Genomic DNA, 18,139 nt, shown 5'->3' with positions numbered 1-18,139 from the left:
CGCGGCGGACTCTGACACAGGTCGCGGGGACACAGGTCGCGGGCACGGCCGACGAGGCCGTCGGTGGGCCGTGATTCGATGGATGCATGAGTCGGAAACCGGGTGCCCAGACCCCGCGGAGCGCGCTGCGTGCGCGACTCGTCGCGGCCCCCGACCCGACGGACCGGCCCCGGCACTGGCCACCGTCCGTGGCGCAGGTGATCGACCCGCCCACGAGTCGGCCGGCGGACGAGGAGCAGGCGTGGCGCCCGGTGCGGGTGCACGGCGGCCCCGGGAGCGGGAAGACCGCACTGATCGTCGACGCCGCGGTCGCCCGCCTGCTCGACCCCGCCACCGATCCGGAGTCGGTCCTCGTCCTGGCGTCGAGCCGACGCGCCGCCGTCGCGCTCCGGGAGGAGATCACCCGGCGCGTCCTGTCCGCGGGCTCGAGCGGTCGCCGGGTGCTCGGCGGTGCGCTGCGCGAGCCGCTGGTGCGGACCGTGCACTCCTACGCCTTCGCGATCCTCCGCTTACAGGCGCAGGCCCACAACAATCCGCCGCCGCGCCTCATCACGGGGTCCGAACAGGACGTCGTCCTGCGTGAACTGCTCGCCGGTGACATCGAGGACGGCGCCGGGTACTGGCCTGCCCACCTACGGCCCGCGCTGGGCACCGACGGGTTCGCCCAGGCGTTGCGCGACCTGATGATGCGCGCCGCCGAACGCGGGGTGGGTCCGGAAGAGCTTGCCGCGCTGGGGCGTACGCACAAACGACCGGAGTGGGCCGCGGCCGCCCGGGCCTACGCGCAGTACGAGCAGAACATGCTGCTGCGCGGGGCGGTCGGGCTCGAGACCCCGGGGGCCTCGGCGCCCGCGGTCGACGCGGCCGAATTGATCGGGTCGGCCCTGTCGGCCTTCGCCACCGATCCCGACCTGCTGAGCGGCGAGCGTCGTCGTATCCGGCATCTGCTGGTCGATGACGCGCAGCATCTCGACCCGCAGGCGGCGCAGCTCATCACGCTGGTCGGCACCGGAACCCTCTCGACGATCATCGCCGCCGACACCGACCAGTCCGTGTTCGGATTCCGGGGTGCGAGTCCGCGATTCGCGGACGGGCTGGCCGAACCGGGCAGCCCGCTCGACATCCTGCTGGAACACGATCACCGCGCCCGGCCCGAGCTGTCCCGCCTCGGGCGCGCGATCGCCGCCCGGCTGCCCGGCGCTCGCCCGCACCCGTATCCCGACCCGGTGACGGATTCGGCCGACGCCGACCCGGGCGCGGCCGATGGGGGAGGCGCGGCCGCGGTGCGCGTGTACGGGTCTGCCGCGAAAGAGGCCACCGCCATCGCCGACCTCCTGCGGCGTGCGCATCTGTTCGACGGGGTCCCGTGGTCGCAGATGGCGGTCGTCGTCCGGTCGGTGTCACTGGCCCTGCCGCCGCTCCGACGCGCCTTCCGGTCCGCGGGCGTACCCCTGACGACGCCCGCGAGCGACCTGCCCCTGCATCGGCAACGAGCCGTCATCGGACTGATGCTGGTGCTGCGCGCCGTCGCCGCGCGGGCGGCCGCGGGAGCAGATGCCGACCTGCCCGACACCACCGACCCGGAGACCACCGACCTGTTCACCAGCGAGCTCTTCAGCACCGAGGACACGCTCACGTTGCTGTCCGGTCCGATCGGGGCGGCCGACCCGGGCTCGATGCGCCGTCTCCGACGCGGTGTGCGGCGTCTCGACGATGCCGATGACCCAGCAGGACAACCGGATTCGCTCACGTCGCTGACCCGCGCCATCCTCGACCCCGAGGTCGGCGCGCGCTATCGCCGACGGCTCACCGAGACCGAGGCGGCGCCGCTGGCCCGCGTGCTGGACGTCGTCGGTGCGGCCCAGCGGGTCCATGACGCGCGCCGCGGGATCGAGGAGACCCTGTGGGCGGCGTGGCAGGCCACGGGACTCGAGCGGCGGTGGGCGGCATCGGCGGTCCGCGGCGGCCCGGCCGGTGAACAGGCCGACCGCGACCTCGACGCGGTCATGGCGATGTTCGAATCCGCCGCGGATTTCACCGACACGCTGCCCGCGGCCGGGCCCGCCGGATTCGTGCACTACCTGTCCCAGTTGCAGATCCCGCGCGACAGCCGAACAGCCACCGCCGCAACCGAGTCGGTGACCGTGCTGTCCGCGCACGCCGCGGTGGGGCGGGAATGGGAGGTCGTCGCCGTCGCCGGGGTCCAGGACGGACTGTGGCCGTCGCTGCGCAGCCGGGGTGGCGTTCTCGCCACCGGGCAACTCGTCGACCTCCTCGACGGTATGGCCGCCGACGCCGTGGACACCGTCGCCCGTGGGGCGACGGCACTCGCCGACGAGCGCCGGCTCTTCCTCGTCGCCTGCACCAGGGCGCGAAGCCGGCTGCTCGTGACCGCGGTCGAGGACGGCAGCGGGGACGCCTCGCCGTCGCGGTTCATCACCGAGCTCGCAGATCTGGTGGGGGACAACGACGATCCGGCCGAGTCGGCCCGCGCCGAGGTACGGCTCGATCCAGGCGTCGACCGGGTGCTCTCGTTGCCGTCCCTCGTCGCGACACTTCGGTCGGCGGTGATCGCCGGCGTCGACGAACCCGATGCACCCCGGACGAAGGCCGCGGCGCGTCTGCTGGCCGAGCTCGCCGACTCCGACATCCCGGGTGCGCACCCGCGCGACTGGTTCGGGCTCGCCGCACCCAGCACCGACGATCCGCTGTGGACGCCGGAGTCGGGGGCGCTGACGCTCTCACCGTCGAATGTCGATGCACTGACCCGCTGTTCGCTGCGGTGGGTGCTCGAACGCAACGGCGGCCGCGACGGCGACGGCACCCCCGCGCTGACCGGCAGTCTCGTGCACACGCTCGTCCAGGCGGTGGCAGGCCAGCTCGACCCGGCTGAGGTGACGGCGGCGCTGCGCGGCATCTGGGAACGGGTCGACACCGGGGCGGGCTGGTACTCGGCTCGCGAACTCGAACGGGCCGAGGGCATGCTGGGGCACTTCCGGGAGTGGCTGCGCATCTCGCGTGCCGATCTCGAGGAGGTGGGCGTCGAATTGCCGATCGACGCAACCATTCCCGCGGCGTCGGGGCCGGATTCCGACGAGCCCGCGGTCCGTCTGCGCGGGCGTGTCGACCGCCTCGAGACCGATGGCGCCGGCCGCCCGGTCGTCGTCGACGTGAAGACCTCGAAGAACCCCATCACCAAGGCCGACGCCGACGAGCACGCGCAGATGGCGGCCTATCAGGTGGCGTTGGCGCACGGCGGCGTGCCCCAGTTCGGCGACGCCGCGCCGGGCGGCGCCCGACTGGTCTACGTGTCGACCGCGAACCGCAATTCCGGTGCGGCCGAGCGTGTTCAGTCGCCGCTCACGCCGGAGTTGCTAGACGAGTGGATCGGGGTGGTGCGTCGCGCGGCCCGGGCGAGTATCGGTCCGACGTACAGCGCGACGCCCAACCCGGGCTGTGTGCACTGCAACCTCACCACCAGCTGTCCGGCCCAGATCCCGGGGAAGGCGGTCACCGATGACTGACCTGCAGGATCGGACCGAACGGCCGATGGTCGGGGCGAAGTCGCTGGCCGCGGCGCTGGGTCTGCCCGATCCCACGCCCGAGCAGGTGGCCGTGATCGAGGCACCCATGGAGCCGATGCTCGTCGTCGCCGGAGCCGGGGCCGGCAAGACCGAGACGATGGCCTCACGCGTGGTGTGGCTGGTGGCCAACCAGCTCGTGGCCCCCGACGAGATCCTCGGACTCACCTTCACGCGCAAGGCCGCGAGCGAACTCGGCGCCCGCATCCGGCGTCGGCTCTCGATGCTTGCCGGGTCGCCGGCGCTGCGGAACTGGGATCCCGACGGCGCGTTGGCCGCCCGCCTGCGCGGCGCCGACCCCGAGGTGAGCACCTATCACGCCTACGCCGGCCGGTTGATCGCCGACTACGGGCTGCTGCTGCCGGTGGAACCGTCGTCGACGCTGCTCACCGAGACCGAGCTCTGGCAGCTCGCGTTCTCCCTCGTCTCCGCGTGGCCGGGCGAGCTGAACACCAAGAAGGTGCCGGCGAGTGTCACCGAGGCGGTGCTCAAGCTGTACGGCGAGATGTCCGAGCACCTCGTCGACATCGCCGACCTCGCGCAGGCGGGTTCGACGCTGTACGAACTCGTCGACACCCTCCCGAAGGGCCCCAAGCAGCGTGACAAACCGACCCAGGCGCTGCTGAAGGTCCAGGAGGTCATCGACGAACGTCGCGAGCTGATCCCGATGGTCATAGCGCTGGGCGAGACGATGCGCGCCCAGTCCGCGCTCGACTTCGGCAGCCAGATGTCGCTGGCGGCACGGCTGGTGGTGTCCAATTCCGAGGTCGTGACCGCCGAGCGCACCGCCTTCCGCGCGGTTCTCCTCGACGAGTACCAGGACACCGGCCACTCGCAACGGGTGTTGCTGTCGACCCTGTTCGGCGGGCACGGCCGCGCGCCGGTCGCGGTCACCTCGGTCGGCGACCCCATCCAGTCCATCTACGGGTGGCGTGGCGCCTCGGCGGCCAACCTGCCGCGGTTCGCGCGCGACTTCCCACGACCCGACGGGACCCCGGCCCGGCGCCTCGAACTGCTCACCAGCTGGCGCAACTCGGCCCAGGGCTTGCGGTTGGCGAATCAGATCTCCGCGGAGCTCCGACGCCGCGGTATCCCGGTCAGTGTGCTCCGGCCGCGTCCCGATGCCCCGGACGGAACGGCGTCGATCGCCCTGACCGAAACGGTTCTGGACGAACGGAACTGGATCGCCGACGCCATCGAGGAACGCTACCAGGCGGCCGAGGCCGCAGACGTCGCGCCGCCGACCACCGCGATCCTGGTGCGCCGCAACGAGGATTCGGCGCCGCTGGCCGCCGAGCTCGAGAGTCGGGGCATCCCCACCGAGGTGGTCGGCATCGGCGGGCTGCTGCACGTCCCGGAGATCGAGGACATCGTCGCGACCCTGCGCGTGATGGCCGACCCGATGGCCGGGACCGCGGTCATGCGTCTGCTCACCGGGGCCCGCTGGCGGCTCGGCGCCAAGGACCTCGCCGCGCTCTGGCGTCGGGCCACCAACCTGGCGGCGGAGAGCTTCGCCGAGGCGGGCGGGGTGGTCACCAGCAGGGAAGCGCTCGACGCCGCACTCGATGCGGTGCTGCCCACCGAGATCGTCGACCGGGCGGGCATCGCCGACGCCGTCGTCGACCCCGGCGAACCCACCGACTACAGCCCGGAGGGTTACGCCCGCATCCGGGCGTTCGGTGCGCAGTTGGAGTCACTGCGTCGGCGCATCGGACAACCGCTGCCCGAACTCGTCGCCGACGTGGAGAACACGATCGGGGTCGGCGTCGAGGCGCAGATCCGGGCGCGGCGCATGCGGGGTGCGATCACCGGACGCGAACACCTCGACGCCTTCGCCGACTACGTCAGTCATTACGCTGATCGTCCGGGAGCGAATCTGCCTGGACTGCTCGCCTTCCTGGATGCTGCCGAGACCATCGAGAAGGGTCTCGAACCGGGCCGCATCGAGGTGGCCGAACAGCGGGTGCAGATCCTCACCGTGCATGCGGCCAAGGGCCTGGAATGGGATGTCGTCGCGATCCCGCACCTGGCGAAGGGGATCTTCCCCAGCGCCAAGGCCGACACCACATGGTTGGGCAGTGCGCGCGAACTCCCGGCGGACCTGCGCGGCGATCTGGCGATCCCGGCCGAGGCGGCCGACGGTGCGCCGGAGGGGTTCCCGATCCTGAAGATCGACACCGTGGCCGACCGCAAGCAGCTCGAGGACGCCCTGACCGACCACAAGGCCGCGATCGGCGAACGGCGACTCGAGGAGGATCGCCGGTTGCTCTATGTGGCGCTCACCCGCGCCCGGCACGACCTGCTGATCTCGGCGCACCACTGGTCGGAGACCGGCGACAAACCCCGCGGCGGTTCGGATTTCTTCGACGAGTTGATGACCGGCATCGATGAGGCGATCGCCGACCCGAGCGTCGACTCGACCGGTCTGTCGATCGCGGTGCGGACGCCACCGCCCGAACCGGACAGCCCGAATCCGTTGGCCGAACGCGCGATCGCGGCGCCGTGGCCGCGTGATCCGCTCGCGGGCCGCCGCGACTCGGTACAGCGGGCGGCCGACCTGGTCGCCGACGCCATCGCCGGCCGCGCGGCGCCCGCGCTGTTCGACACACCTGCTGCCCAGTCCGGCCCCGCCGACGCCGAGACCCCCGCAACGCCACCGGCCGACCCCGCGGACGAGATCGGGGCGTGGGAGGCCGAGGTGTCGGCCCTGCTCGCCGAGCATCATCAGGCCAACCAGGCGCTCGTCGAGGTGTCGTTGCCGACCCATCTGTCCGTCAGTCAGCTGGTCGAACTGGACGCCGACGAGGCCGAGTTCGCTCGTCGGCTCCGCCGGCCCACCCCGTTCCGGCCCAACCCGATGGCCCGGCGCGGCACCGCGTTCCACGCCTGGGTGGAACGCTGGTTCGGGGCGACACGGCTCCTCGACATCGACGAACTGCCCGGCGCCGCCGACGCGACCGCGAGTCCCGACGCCGATCTCGAGGAATTGCGGGCCGCGTTCCTCTCCTCGCCCTGGGCGAATCGCAGCCCGACCGAGGTGGAGGTGCCCTTCGAGACCGTCATCGGCGGGATCGTCGTGCGCGGACGGATCGACGCGGTCTTCGCCGAGAAGGACGGTTCGTGGACGGTCGTGGACTGGAAGACCGGTGTGATCCCCGAACCCGCCCGCCGGGAATCACTCTTCATCCAGCTCGCCGCGTACCGCCTGGCGTGGGCGCAGCTGGCCGGGGTGGAGCCGACCAAGGTCCGCGCCGCGTTCCACTATGTGCGCGACGGGCACACCCTGGAGGCCGACGACCTGCCCGACGAGGCGACCCTCGCCGCGAAGCTGGCCCGCTGAGCGCGCCGGTGCCCCGGGACAGCTCCCGCCACATGCCTTGTGATGCCCCGAGGTGGGCTACATTGCAGCGTGTGAGCGAACTCGACGTGCGCGTGCGTGCCGGTGGCTAACCGTCTGCGCCGACGCTTCGGCGGTACCGAGCTGGCCAACCGGCCCGACCACGCACTGGTCGGCGTCGTCCGCATCCCCGAACTCCAGCAGAGCCCGAGCCGGGCGATCGGTCGGCGCGTCTTCTGGGCGACCCTGGCGCTGCTGTTCACCTCGGTCGTGGTCTGGCTGGATCGCGCCGGCTATCGCGATGCCCAGGACAACGAGCTGTCGTACCTGGACGCGCTCTACTACTCCGCGGTGACCCTCTCCACGACCGGCTACGGCGACATCACACCGATCACCCCGTTCGCCCGTTTCATCAACCTCGTCATCATCACGCCGTTGCGCGTGCTGTTCCTGATCGTGCTGATCGGTACCACCCTCGAGGTGCTCACCGAACGGTCGCGCCAGGCGCTCAAGATCCAGCGTTGGAGGAATACCGTGCGCAATCACACCGTGGTCATCGGCTACGGCACCAAGGGCCGCACCGCGGTGGACGCCATGCGGGGCGACGGCATCAAGCCCTCCGAGATCGTCGTCGTCGACGCGGACGCCACCGTGCTCGAGGCGGCCGCCTCCGACGGGCTGGTCACCGTGCGCGGCGACGCCACCAAGTCGGATGTGCTCCGCCTCGCCGGTGTCGCGCACGCCGCCAGCATCGTCGTCGCCACCAGCCGCGACGACACCGCGGTCCTCGCCACGCTCACCGCCCGCGAACTCAATCCGCGGGCGAAGATCGTCGCGTCGATCCGGGAGTCGGAGAACACCCACCTGATGCGCCAGTCCGGCGCCAACTCGGTGGTGGTGTCGTCGGAGACCGCCGGCCGCCTCCTCGGGATCGCGACGATGACCCCGTCGGTGGTCGAGGTGATCGAGGACCTCCTGACCCCGGATGCCGGCTACGCCATCGCCGAGCGCGAGGTCGACCCGACCGAGACCGGCGGATCGCCCGCCCACACCCGCGACATCGTCCTGGGTGTTGTGCGGAACGGTGTGCTGCACCGCGTCGACGACAGCGAGGTCGAACAGATCGAAGTCGGTGACCGGCTGCTGTACGTCCGCACCAACCCCAACGACGACTGATCGTTCCGTCATCGAGAAAGGCCGTGTCACCGTGCATTTCGACATGCCCCAGCCGCCGCTGCTGTCGCGGGCGGTGTTCGACCGGGCGGACGCGATCCGCGACGACGCCGAGCGGATGGCCGCCGGCTGGCCGACGGCCAAGGTGCTGTTGATCGACGCGGCCGGCCGCTACCCGGTCACCGATTCCGGTGCGCTGCACTGGGTTGCGGCTCCGACCGTGGCCGAGGCGCCGCCGGGGGATGCGGTGATCCTCGGCTTCGACGGGTCGGGCGGCGCCGGTGGAGCCGACCTGTGGACGCGCCGGGTGGACCACATCGACGGACCGACCGATGACGCCCGACGCGGTGCGACGCGACTGTCCGCCGACGAGGCGGGGCTCCTCGCGACCGCCCTGGGAATCCTGAACTGGCATGCGACCGCGAGTCATTCACCGGTCGACGGTTCCGTCACCCGGCCGGCCCGCGGTGGTTGGGTCCGGCGCAGTGTGGATTCCGGCCGCGACGAGTTCCCGCGGACCGACCCGGCGATCATCACCGTCGTCCACGACGGCGCCGATCGCATCCTGCTCGGCCGCCAGTCGGTGTGGCCGCAGGGTTGGTATTCGACGCTGGCCGGCTTCGTCGAGCCGGGGGAGTCGCTCGAACAGTGCGTCCTGCGCGAGGTGTACGAAGAGGTCGGGATCGTGGTGCGGGAACCGCGCTACCTCGGCAGTCAGCCGTGGCCGTTCCCGCGGTCGCTGATGCTGGGATTCGCCGCACTCGGCGACCCGGCCGACGAGTTGGCGTTCCTCGACGGCGAGATCGGCGATGCGCAGTGGTTCCACCGCGACGAGGTCCGGGCGGCGCTGGCCCGGGGCGACGGCTGGTCCCGCGCCGAGGCGCCGGGTTCCGACGACGCCGACCGTCTGCGCCTCCCCGGATCGATCTCCATCGCTCGTTCGATGATCGAGGCCTGGGCGGCCTCTGGTCCCTGATCCGAAAGAACCACAAAACCCTGCTGCGTGGGGTGCAAGCGATGCCTTCCCTCTGCTCCCTGAGCAGCCTATGAGGGTTTGTGTCAACAGGGTCCTGTGGTGGGTGTGGGCGTGGGTGTTCGGCCCGGCGGCCGGTTGGCGTGTCGGGATGGGTGCGTGGTGGGGGGTTCGGGTTGGCCGGGGTCGTGCCTGGCGCGGGCTCTACCTAGCGTTCAAACGGGTTGGTACCCAACAGCCTTCATTCGAGCTTGGTTCGCGCCGGGGGTGGGGACTGCTCAGGCTCAGGGTCGGGCTTGTGTGCCCAAGGTGCAGCGAGCTTGTCCCGGCCGGAGGGTGTGTGAACCGTCCTGGATCGGATGGAGACCTCGTTTAGGCCACCGCCATCTCGGAGGTGGCTGTCTCACGGTAGCGCCTCTCGTACTCAATGGGCGGGCAGTAGCCGATCGATGAGTGCAGCCGCTCGGTGTTGTACCAGTGCACCCAGGCGGCGGTCTCGCGCTCGACTTCTGCGCGCCCGGTCCACGATCGCTGGCGCTCGATCAGTTCGGTCTTGTACAACCCGATGGCTGATTCCATCAACGCATTGTCGAGTGCATCGCCGACCGACCCGATCGATCCGGCCAAGCCGGAGTCGCGTAATGCTTCGGTGAACGCCAGCGCTGTGTACTGACTTCCGGCATCGCTGTGATGAATCAAACCTGTTGCAGTGAACGAGAAGTCGGTTCTACGTCGGGTGAACAAGGCCTGTTCGAGAACGCTGGTCACCAACGGTGTCGACTTGCTCGTCATCACCCGCCACCCGAGGATTCGACGCGAGTACACATCGACGAGAAACGCGGTGTAAACGAACCCTGCCAGGGTCCAGCAGTAGGTGAAATCAGCCACCCACCACTGATCTGGCCTGGCCGGCAATGACCACTTGCGCTCCACCAGATCAGGATGCCGCGGCGCGCGATCATCGCGCTGGGTCGTGATCGTGCGATGTTTTCCGCGGGTGACTCCGGCGATCCCGCAGATCCCCATCAGTCGGCCCACCTGATCACGGCCCATCTCACGGCCCTCGCGGCGCATCGTGTGCCAGATTTTGCGGACGCCGTACACGCCACGATTGCGATGAAACGCCTGGTAGACCGCGTGAGCGTCGTACGCCTCGGCCAATCGTGTCACCGAGACCGGACCCGCTTGCGTGCGGGCGTAGTAGGTGGACGGGGCGATCTGCACGCCGTGCTCAGTGAGCACTCGGCAGATCGGGGCGACCCCGAACCGACCCTTGTGAGCGTCGATGTAATCAACGATCACCGCAGTCGGCGGTCGACCTCCGCCGCGGCGAAAAACGCCGACGCTGTCTTCAAAATCTCATTGGCCCTTCGCAATTCAGCGTTCTCCTTGCGAAGCGCCGCCAACTCGGCGTCCTGCTCGCCCACCGTCATCGTTCCCCGCGCAGTCACGATCGGCCGGTCCTTCTCGATCCAGTTCCGCAACGTCGCCTGGTTGATATCGAGCAATGCGCCCACGTGTTTCCGGGCGGCGAGCTTTCCGCCGCCATGCTCGGCGAGGTGGTCGTGATACATCCTCACAGCCCGCTCACGCGTCTCTGGATCAAACTTCCTCAGTGCACCCATACCGGCATTCTCCTGGTGAGATCACGGTCTCCACCAGACCCAGGACGGTTCAGTGAGGGGTCAGGCGGCGGTCCTTTCGGCGGGGCGGGTACGGCCGGCAGCGATGTCGGGGTTCCACGGCGTGGCGGTGGTGATGACGACGAACAGTTGCCGCAGCAGGGCGGCAGCGATCGCTACTCGGGCCTGGTTGGGGTTGAGCTGGTTGGCCTCTCGGCTGGTCAGGTGCCGGTAACGGGCGGCGTACACCTCGTTGTGGGTGAGCGCGGCGAACGCCGCCCGCCACGCCGCGACCCGCAACAGCGGCCGGCCACGCCCGCTGATGCGGGTGGTGCCGCGGTAGCTGCCGGAGGAGTTCTCCCGCGGGCACAGCCCGGCGTGTTTGACCACCGCGCGGGCGGAATCGAAACGGGTCAGGTCCCCGGTTTCGGCGAGGATCGCCGCGACCGAGACCACCGAAACCCCCGGGATGGACTCGGCGAGGGCGCGTAGGCCCAGCCTGTCGCTTGCCAGGTTCATGGGACCACCTGGTTGCCAGAGGGTAGGGACCACCGTGGCGCGTTATTGAGGATGCGTGCTGTCGGTGTCGGCGTCAACTGTTCCGGGTCGGGTGCGTTGTCGGTAGGAGGGTCCTTCGACGACGAGGGTGTGGGCGTTGGAGGTCAGTCGGTCGATCGCTGATTGGGCGAGTAGGGTGTCGGCGGTCATCGTCAGCCACTCCGATGGCTCTCTGTTCGAAGTGACAATCGTGGTCTTCTTTTTGTGCCTCTCGACGACCAGTTCGTAGAAGTCGTTGGTCTCGGTAGCATCGAGCGGCCGTAGCGCGAAGTCATCGATGATGAGCACGTCGATCGCGGTCAGCCGGCGAATCTCCGCCTCGACAGTGTTGTCCAATCTGGCCGCTCGTAATCGCGTGAACAGCTTGTCGGACCGTGCGAACAGGACACTGTGTCGACGGCGGATTGCCATGTGCCCCAGTGCTGTTGCTAGATGCGTCTTGCCCACTCCAACTGGACCCAGAATGATCGCGGACTGTTGGTTGTCGAGAAACCGCAGCGACGTCAGGTCCCCGAGCAGGGTGCGGTCGTAGTGCAGATCGTCGAGCGCGTTCCAGGTATCGAACGCCATTACCGGATCTAGTCCTGCCTTGGTGGCACGCAAGGTGGCAGAACGGGATTCACGTCGGTTCACTTCGTCGGCGAGAAGTACTTCGAGGAATCCGAGGTGGCTGAGTTTGTGTTGGCGGGCCAGGGCTGCGCGTTCGGGCAGTGTGTCGGCCAACGCCCCGAGTTTGAGGGCTTTCAGTAGTCGGATCATGTCGGCGCCGACCGGTTCGGTGGCGTTGTTGCGGGTAGCGGCGTTCATCAAGGGGTCTCCGTGTTCTCGTATCCGTCGGTGTCCACGACGACGGATAGTGCGGGTGTGTTTGTGGCAGTGTTGAATTCGGACGGGTCACGCATAAACCGTGATGTGTTGTGTCCAACTGCTTTCGGTAGTTCCGGCGAGGTCGTCTCGGTGGCGCGTTCGAGCATGGAGGAAATCTTGGTGACCGAGACGACGTCGAGATCCAGTGACAGTGAGCAGGCGCGCTCGACCCGCTCGGCTCCGTAGCGGCGGATGAGCCCCTGCAGCCGGTAGACGCTGCGGATCCGCGTCCACGGCAGCGGATCATCGAGGATTCGTTCGGCGTAGATACCGATGTTTGGTCCGTGGGCGGTGCACTTGGCGATCAGGGAGGTGACATCGCGGAGTGCGTAGTCTGACTTGTGTTCGGGCAGGTCGCTGCGGTCGGTGCTTCGGCCACCCGGTGGTCTGCGTGGGTGAACCTTCACCAATATGCCGCGGTGGTAGAACTTCACCAGTTCGGTGTCTGCGCGCACCGACAGCGTCGAGCCGATCCACTGCTGTGGCAGCGAATACAGTGCCCTACCGACCTCTGCGTGGAAGTCGCGATGAACTTTGACTTCTTTGAAGACCGGTACATCGTAGACCGCCGGCACCGGCAACAGCACCGACAATTCGGTGTCGTCGAAGACCTCCAGCGGCCGCGCGCACGTGGTGCCGTGAATCCTCTTTCCCGCCGTGTTCGTGCACCAATGCACAACGGCTTCTTGCGCTTGGGTGAGGTTGGTGAAATGTTCACCGGCCCAGAAGTTGTTGCGCACATACTGCACGACCCGTTCTACACGGGGCTTGTCTTTCGGTGACCGGACCCGCGCGGGGTCGGTGATGAAACCGACGTGGCCGCTGTAGTCGAGCCAGCCATCGCTGAAACGCGGATTGATCGGATCTGCGGTAATCACTACAGGTTTGAGATTGTCCGGGATCAGGACAGCAAACACTCCGCCGAAGAACTTCCATGCCGCCTCGCATCCGGCGATCACCGCGACGAGTGTCTGCGAGTACGTCAGCCACACGAACATGTGTCGGCTGTAGACGGCGGTGAAGATCAGGGCGTGGACCTTGCGGGTCCGACCATCCTCGGGATCGGTGAGCATCCCCAGATACCCGAAATCGACCTGGCACTCGATACCCGGTTCGCCGTCGACGACCCGGACGGTGAGGTCCGTGCGACCAAACCCACACCGTTCGGTGGCGAACCGGTGCAGTGTCCTGTACGGCACCGTGCAGCCCTGACGGGCAAGCAGCACCTCGATTTTCGTAATCGTCAACGGCTTCTGTTCACCGTCCCCTGCCACCCACCTGGTGATCTGCTCCTCATGTGGGAGCAACCGTTCCCACGCTGTGCCGAGCCCGTGGGGTCGGTCAGGACGGACGATGTCGACGACCGCTGCGATCAACTCGTCGTCGATGTCGGCTGCGGTGTCGCCTCGGTTCAAGCCGGCCGACTGAGCGGCAACGACGTAGCGTCGGACGGTCTTGCGGTCCACGCCGGCGTGCTCTGCGATCGTGCGTAACCCAGGCGACGGCAGAGCGGCCGTCCCGAGCCACAGTCGCAATACTTCTCTGATCTCGTTCACACTGATCTCCCGAAAAGCCATGCCGTCGACCTCCGCGACCTCGATTGAGCTGTCACAGACGATCGAACGAGCAAACGACGAGACCACCGACAAGGCGCGCCGGTGGTCCCATAACTGGCAATCCAGGTGGTCCCATCACCCTGGCAAAAATCAGCTCACAGTGGTCCCATGCTCATGGCAGACGACACCCAGCCCGGTGAGGACCTCGATCATGAGGTGTTCGACCTGCTCGCAGGCGGTGCGGGCGTGCCCGAAATCGTCGAGAGCGTAGCGGGCCCGTTCCAACGCACCAGCCTCGCCGGTGATCGTGGTCTCGGTCGCGAAGGCGGCGTCGACGAGTGCGACCAGGATGCGGGTGGTGACCCGACGCCCACCCCAGCGGGGCAGCTCGGCGCGCACCTGCTCCCGTAGCCACGCCACCGCCTGGTCGCGGCTGCTCTGGGCGGTCAGGGGTGTCGGGTCAGCGCCGATGACGGCCATCGCGGCCAGCCAGGTCACCGATTTGAACGGCTGCCCGGCGCAGTCGAGCGCTTCTGGCCAGCTGCTCTCGAGCAGATCGCGGGCTTGTTGTTGGGCTGCGCTACGGCGGGTGAGTTGCTGGGATCGGCGCACACCGAGGTGGCGTAGCCTGCTCCATTGCTCGTCGGCGTGTTCGGGTAGGTAGAGGTGGAGTTGGGTGGTCAACCGTGCGATCAGCAGGGCGTCTTTGTCGTCGGATTTGTCGTGGGTGAAGTCTTCGGTCTCCCGGGCGCGAGAGACGGCGATCGGTTGCACGCACACCATCTGCACCCCGACCGCAGCGGTGAGGTCTCGGACGGTTTTCCAGCGATGCCCGGTCGGTTCACACGCGATGACGATGCCGGCAAACCCCGCAGCAGCAGCGGCGGTACGGCTCCACTCGATCGCGGTGGCCAACTGTGGTGGCGCGCAGTGAAACGTGCGGCGCGCCACGATGCGGGAGTCGTGATCGACCACCGCGACGACCTGTTTGTTCGATGCCAGATCGATCGCTGCGACCGCGTGGTCGCGGCGCACGATCCCCCGGAACCGGGTCAACCGATCGTTCCGACGCTTGTCACCTCGACTCAAACGACTAGCCTTAGACATTGACATCCTCCTTTTGTGGTTGGGATAACCAAGCCCCTTATGACCACATCAGGAGGATGTCCCAGTTACCAAAGCCCTTCCAGCTATTACTAGGTGCGAGGAGCGTTAGCGACGAGCCTCGAAGGGTTGGCGACGCATCTCACCAGGACCCTTCGTGACGGCCTCCGCAAGCTCCGGCCTCCTCAGGGAGCAGTGGTTGGGGCCCGCTCCGAGCCACAACGAGTTCTCTCGCAGTCCACAACGGCCGTCAGGCCGCAGCTACTGAGGTGCGAGGAGCAAAGCGACGACGGCTCCCCGCCCCCTAAGGTGCGAGGAGCGCAAGCCGCCGGGCCGAGCAAGCGAGGAAGGAGCGCGTCGAGGTCGACGAGCCACGAAGGGCCCGGCGAGCTGACCCGGAAACGGACTCAGACGCCCAGCTTCGCCTTCACGTCGGCGATCGACGGGTTGGTGGCGGTGGTGCCGTCGGCGTAGAGGACGGTCGGGACGACATGGTTGCCGCCGTTCACGCTGCCCACGAATTCGGCGGCGTCCGGGTTCAGCTCGATGTCGATCTCCTGCCAGCTGATACCGCTGCTCTTGAGGCCGCGCTTGAGGCGCGCGCAGAAGCCGCACCACGACGTGGTGTACATGGTCAGCTCACCGGAGTCGGAGGTGCGGGCGCCGGCCTCGTCGTCGATCACGTTGCTCATGGGTCCCATAACACCATGTCCGGGCCTGCTGTTCCCGTCCGCGTTGTTCGCCTGCCGGCGGCGTCGGTGGTTGGTGACATAGTGGACGCCGTGCCTCATCCGACTTCTGCCGCGAAACCCGAGTCCCCGCGTCGTGCTGCGGTGTCGGCGAGTGGTGGCGCGGTCGAGGGACTCGACCCCGAGCAGAGCGCCGCAGTCCTGGCGCCGCGCGGACCGGTGTGCGTGCTGGCCGGGGCGGGCACGGGCAAGACCCGGACCGTCACCAGGCGCATCGCCCACCTCGTCGACACCGGCCAGGTCAATCCCGGCCAGGTCCTGGCGGTCACCTTCACCGCCCGCGCCGCCGGCGAGATGCGCACCCGCCTGCGCAGTCTCGGTGTCGGCGGTACGGGGGGCAGCGTCGCGGCCCAGACCTTCCACGCGGCCGCCATGCGTCAGCTGCGGTACTTCTGGCCGCGTGCCTTCGGTGACGCCCGGTGGGAGCTCCTGGACAACAAGTTCCCGCTCATCTCGCGGGCGGCTCGCCGCTCCGGCCTCGACACCTCGACCGACACGCTGCGAGACCTGTCGTCGGAGATCGAGTGGGCCAAGGCCTCGCTGATCTCACCGGAGAACTACGTCGAGGCGGTCGGCCGGCTCGGCCGCGAGTCCCCGGCACCGCCGCCGAAGGTCGCGGCCGTGTACGGGCACTACGAGGACGCCAAGGTCTCGCCCGACGGGGACCGGTTGCTCGATTTCGACGACATGCTCATCTACATGACCCAGATCCTCACCGTCGAACCGGGCGCCGCGGACGAATTCCGTTCGCGGTACCGGTGTTTCGTCGTCGACGAGTACCAGGACGTGACGCCGGTGCAGCAGGGTCTGCTGGACGCCTGGCTCGGGGAACGCGACGACCTGACGGTCGTCGGTGACGCCAACCAGACGATCTACACGTTCACCGGTGCCTCGCCGAACCATCTCTTGGATTTCAGTCGCCGGTTCCCGGAGGCCACGGTCGTCCGTCTCGAGCGCGACTACCGGTCCACCCCGCAGGTCGTCGATCTGGCGAACCGCGTCATCGGCGCCGCCCGGGGGCGCATCGCGGGAACCCGCCTGCAGCTCATCGGACAGCGCCCGCCCGGGCCGGCGCCGCAGTTCGCCGAGTACGACGACGAGCCCGCCGCCGCGACGGCGATCGCCATCGAGATCAAACACCTCATCAGATCGGGGGTCGCGCCCGCCGAGATCGCGATCCTGTACCGCGTCAACGCACAGTCCGAGAACTACGAGCAGGCCCTGACCGAGGTGGGCATCCCGTACCAGGTGCGCGGCGGCGAGGCGTTCTTCGCGCGCACCGAGGTCCGGCAGGCCATGCGGCAGCTCGCGACGGTCGCTGGCCGCGAGGTCAGACCCGACGTGGAGCTCCTCGACGTCGTACGCGCGGTGCTGGGCGAGCTGGGTCTCAGCGAGGAGCAGCCGTCCGGTGCGCAGGCGCGCAGCCGGTGGGAATCACTGAAAGCGCTGGTCCAGCTGACCGAGGACATGGTCGCCGAGAACCCGGAACTGACGCTGCCGCAACTGTCGGCCGAACTCGCCGCCCGCGCCGAGGCGCGCCATCCCCCGACGGTGCAGGGCGTGACGTTGTCGTCGCTGCACGCGGCCAAGGGACTCGAGTGGGATGCGGTGTTCCTCGTCGGACTCACCGACGGGTCGCTGCCCATCAGCCAGGCGATCAAGGGGTCCTGGGAAGAGGTCGAGGAAGAGCGGCGACTGTTCTATGTCGGAGTGACGCGTGCCCGCGAGCACCTGCACCTGTCGTGGGCCCTGGCCCGCAACGAGGGCGGCCGTGCCCGGCGTCGCTCGCGGTTCCTCGCCGACCTCGTGCCCGACGACTCGCCCGCGTCGCCGATCGCGAAGGAGCGCGCGCCCCGCCGCGGACCGACCTGCCGGGTCTGCGGTTCCCGGTTGATGGATTCGACCGCGACGCTGCTCGGTCGCTGCGCCGGGTGCCCGTCGGATCTGGACGAAGGACTGCTGGTCTCGCTCAAGGAGTGGCGTCGCGAGCGGGCCCAGGAGAAAAAGGTGCCGGCCTTCGTCGTCTTCTCCGACAAGACCCTCACCGCGATCGCCGAGCAACGACCGACCGATACCGCTGCGCTGGTGGCGATCTCGGGAATCGGGGCGAAGAAGGTCGACGAGTACGGCGCCGAGATCATCGAACTCGTCGAAACCGCAGGTCAAAAATAGGTTGTGCGGGTTTCGGCCCAGCGTCTACTCTGAGTCCCGTCAGTACGGGGATGGGTTGTGTGCGTCCGTCACACCGGCCCGCCACAGTCACCGACGACCGACACGAACGCGGAAAGCCACGAGACCAGAAGGGAGTGGATCAGTGAACGGAATCACCGTGAGCCAGGCCGGCATCTGCCAGTCTGCGGCGAACCTGAGAGCAGCCGACACGTATGCGCCGAAATTGCATGCGCTGAAGCCGAATCAGCCCGCCATCGCGCGTACCGGTCGCACCCGCTCCTGGATGCCGGTCGCCCGAGCGTGCACGAGCTTTGCACGCCCGGTCGCCGTCCCGGCGGCGGCCCTGCACCTGGCAGCCGAAGCGCGCGTCGCGCGAATCGCACCGCCCGCAGCAGCAGTAGCACCCGCGCCGCGTCGGTTCCCCGTTCTGTTCCGAAGTTCCCGGAG

General features: G+C 68.6%; 11 protein-coding genes and 1 other annotated feature. Of the genes, 5 read left to right on the top strand and 6 right to left on the bottom strand.

Annotated features, from left to right (window positions below):
- The first annotated feature begins 86 nt into the window (after positions 1 to 86).
- From MVF96_RS17390 to nudC, 4 genes are all read left to right on the top strand, one after another.
- Positions 87 to 3,524 (top strand): ATP-dependent helicase, encoded by a 3,438-nt coding sequence (locus tag MVF96_RS17390; RefSeq protein ID WP_137810423.1) that lies wholly within the window; start codon positions 87 to 89, stop codon positions 3,522 to 3,524.
- Entirely contained in the window at positions 3,517 to 6,921 is a 3,405-nt protein-coding gene (locus MVF96_RS17385; protein WP_137810424.1) for an ATP-dependent helicase, read from the top strand. The genes MVF96_RS17390 and MVF96_RS17385 overlap by 8 nt, the downstream gene beginning before the upstream one ends.
- 102 nt (positions 6,922 to 7,023) lie before the next feature.
- On the top strand, positions 7,024 to 8,094 hold the full coding sequence (locus MVF96_RS17380; protein ID WP_058252009.1) for a potassium channel family protein: 1,071 nt from the start codon (positions 7,024 to 7,026) through the stop codon (positions 8,092 to 8,094).
- A gap of 43 nt (positions 8,095 to 8,137) precedes the next feature.
- Positions 8,138 to 9,067: an NAD(+) diphosphatase gene (nudC, locus tag MVF96_RS17375; RefSeq protein WP_390275131.1), complete on the top strand. Its 930-nt coding sequence runs from the start codon at positions 8,138 to 8,140 to the stop codon at positions 9,065 to 9,067.
- Positions 9,068 to 9,436: 369 nt separating this feature from the next.
- Here the strand turns inward: nudC and MVF96_RS17370 are convergent.
- The 6 genes from MVF96_RS17370 to MVF96_RS17345 form a co-directional block, all read right to left on the bottom strand.
- A protein-coding gene (locus tag MVF96_RS17370; RefSeq protein ID WP_137811086.1) for an IS3 family transposase occupies positions 9,437 to 10,689 on the bottom strand; the annotation gives its coding sequence in 2 pieces (ribosomal slippage) (positions 9,437 to 10,395 and positions 10,395 to 10,689; 1,254 coding nt in all).
- Positions 10,274 to 10,405 (bottom strand) — a sequence feature (AL1L pseudoknot). Its footprint overlaps the gene before it by 132 nt.
- 60 nt (positions 10,690 to 10,749) lie before the next feature.
- Positions 10,750 to 11,205, bottom strand: coding sequence for a transposase (locus MVF96_RS17365; protein ID WP_137811075.1), 456 nt, complete (start codon positions 11,203 to 11,205; stop codon positions 10,750 to 10,752).
- Positions 11,206 to 11,247: 42 nt separating this feature from the next.
- Positions 11,248 to 12,051 (bottom strand): IS21-like element helper ATPase IstB, encoded by an 804-nt coding sequence (gene istB, locus MVF96_RS17360; protein WP_137811076.1) that lies wholly within the window; start codon positions 12,049 to 12,051, stop codon positions 11,248 to 11,250.
- Complete coding sequence (istA, locus tag MVF96_RS17355) at positions 12,051 to 13,688, bottom strand: IS21 family transposase (RefSeq protein ID WP_137811077.1); 1,638 nt, start codon at positions 13,686 to 13,688, stop codon at positions 12,051 to 12,053. The genes istB and istA overlap by 1 nt, the downstream gene beginning before the upstream one ends.
- Before the next feature lie 129 nt (positions 13,689 to 13,817).
- Positions 13,818 to 14,723: an IS110 family transposase gene (locus tag MVF96_RS17350; protein WP_247449842.1), complete on the bottom strand. Its 906-nt coding sequence runs from the start codon at positions 14,721 to 14,723 to the stop codon at positions 13,818 to 13,820.
- Between the two features lie 455 nt (positions 14,724 to 15,178).
- Positions 15,179 to 15,463: a mycoredoxin gene (locus MVF96_RS17345; RefSeq protein ID WP_058251890.1), complete on the bottom strand. Its 285-nt coding sequence runs from the start codon at positions 15,461 to 15,463 to the stop codon at positions 15,179 to 15,181.
- A gap of 81 nt (positions 15,464 to 15,544) precedes the next feature.
- Between MVF96_RS17345 and MVF96_RS17340 the strand changes: the two genes are divergently transcribed.
- Positions 15,545 to 17,692, top strand: a complete 2,148-nt coding sequence (locus MVF96_RS17340; RefSeq protein WP_137810993.1) for an ATP-dependent helicase — start codon at positions 15,545 to 15,547, stop codon at positions 17,690 to 17,692.
- The last annotated feature ends 447 nt before the right edge of the window (positions 17,693 to 18,139 follow it).

The organism is Gordonia hongkongensis (genome assembly GCF_023078355.1).
In the GTDB taxonomy this organism is placed as follows: domain Bacteria; phylum Actinomycetota; class Actinomycetes; order Mycobacteriales; family Mycobacteriaceae; genus Gordonia; species Gordonia hongkongensis.
Note: the sequence above shows the minus strand (reverse complement) of the source record. Positions and strands in the feature narration are given on the sequence as shown.

What these genes read in the sequence shown, in the direction of transcription:
- MVF96_RS17390 (WP_137810423.1), top strand. Translation starts at nt 87, where the DNA reads ATGAGTCGGAAACCGGGTGCCCAGACCCCGCGGAGCGCGCTGCGTGCG.
- MVF96_RS17385 (WP_137810424.1), top strand. Translation starts at nt 3,517, where the DNA reads ATGACTGACCTGCAGGATCGGACCGAACGGCCGATGGTCGGGGCGAAG.
- nudC (WP_390275131.1), top strand. Translation starts at nt 8,138, where the DNA reads ATGCCCCAGCCGCCGCTGCTGTCGCGGGCGGTGTTCGACCGGGCGGAC.
- MVF96_RS17365 (WP_137811075.1), bottom strand. Translation starts at nt 11,205, where the DNA reads ATGAACCTGGCAAGCGACAGGCTGGGCCTACGCGCCCTCGCCGAGTCC.
- istB (WP_137811076.1), bottom strand. Translation starts at nt 12,051, where the DNA reads ATGAACGCCGCTACCCGCAACAACGCCACCGAACCGGTCGGCGCCGAC.
- istA (WP_137811077.1), bottom strand. Translation starts at nt 13,688, where the DNA reads ATGGCTTTTCGGGAGATCAGTGTGAACGAGATCAGAGAAGTATTGCGA.
- MVF96_RS17345 (WP_058251890.1), bottom strand. Translation starts at nt 15,463, where the DNA reads ATGAGCAACGTGATCGACGACGAGGCCGGCGCCCGCACCTCCGACTCC.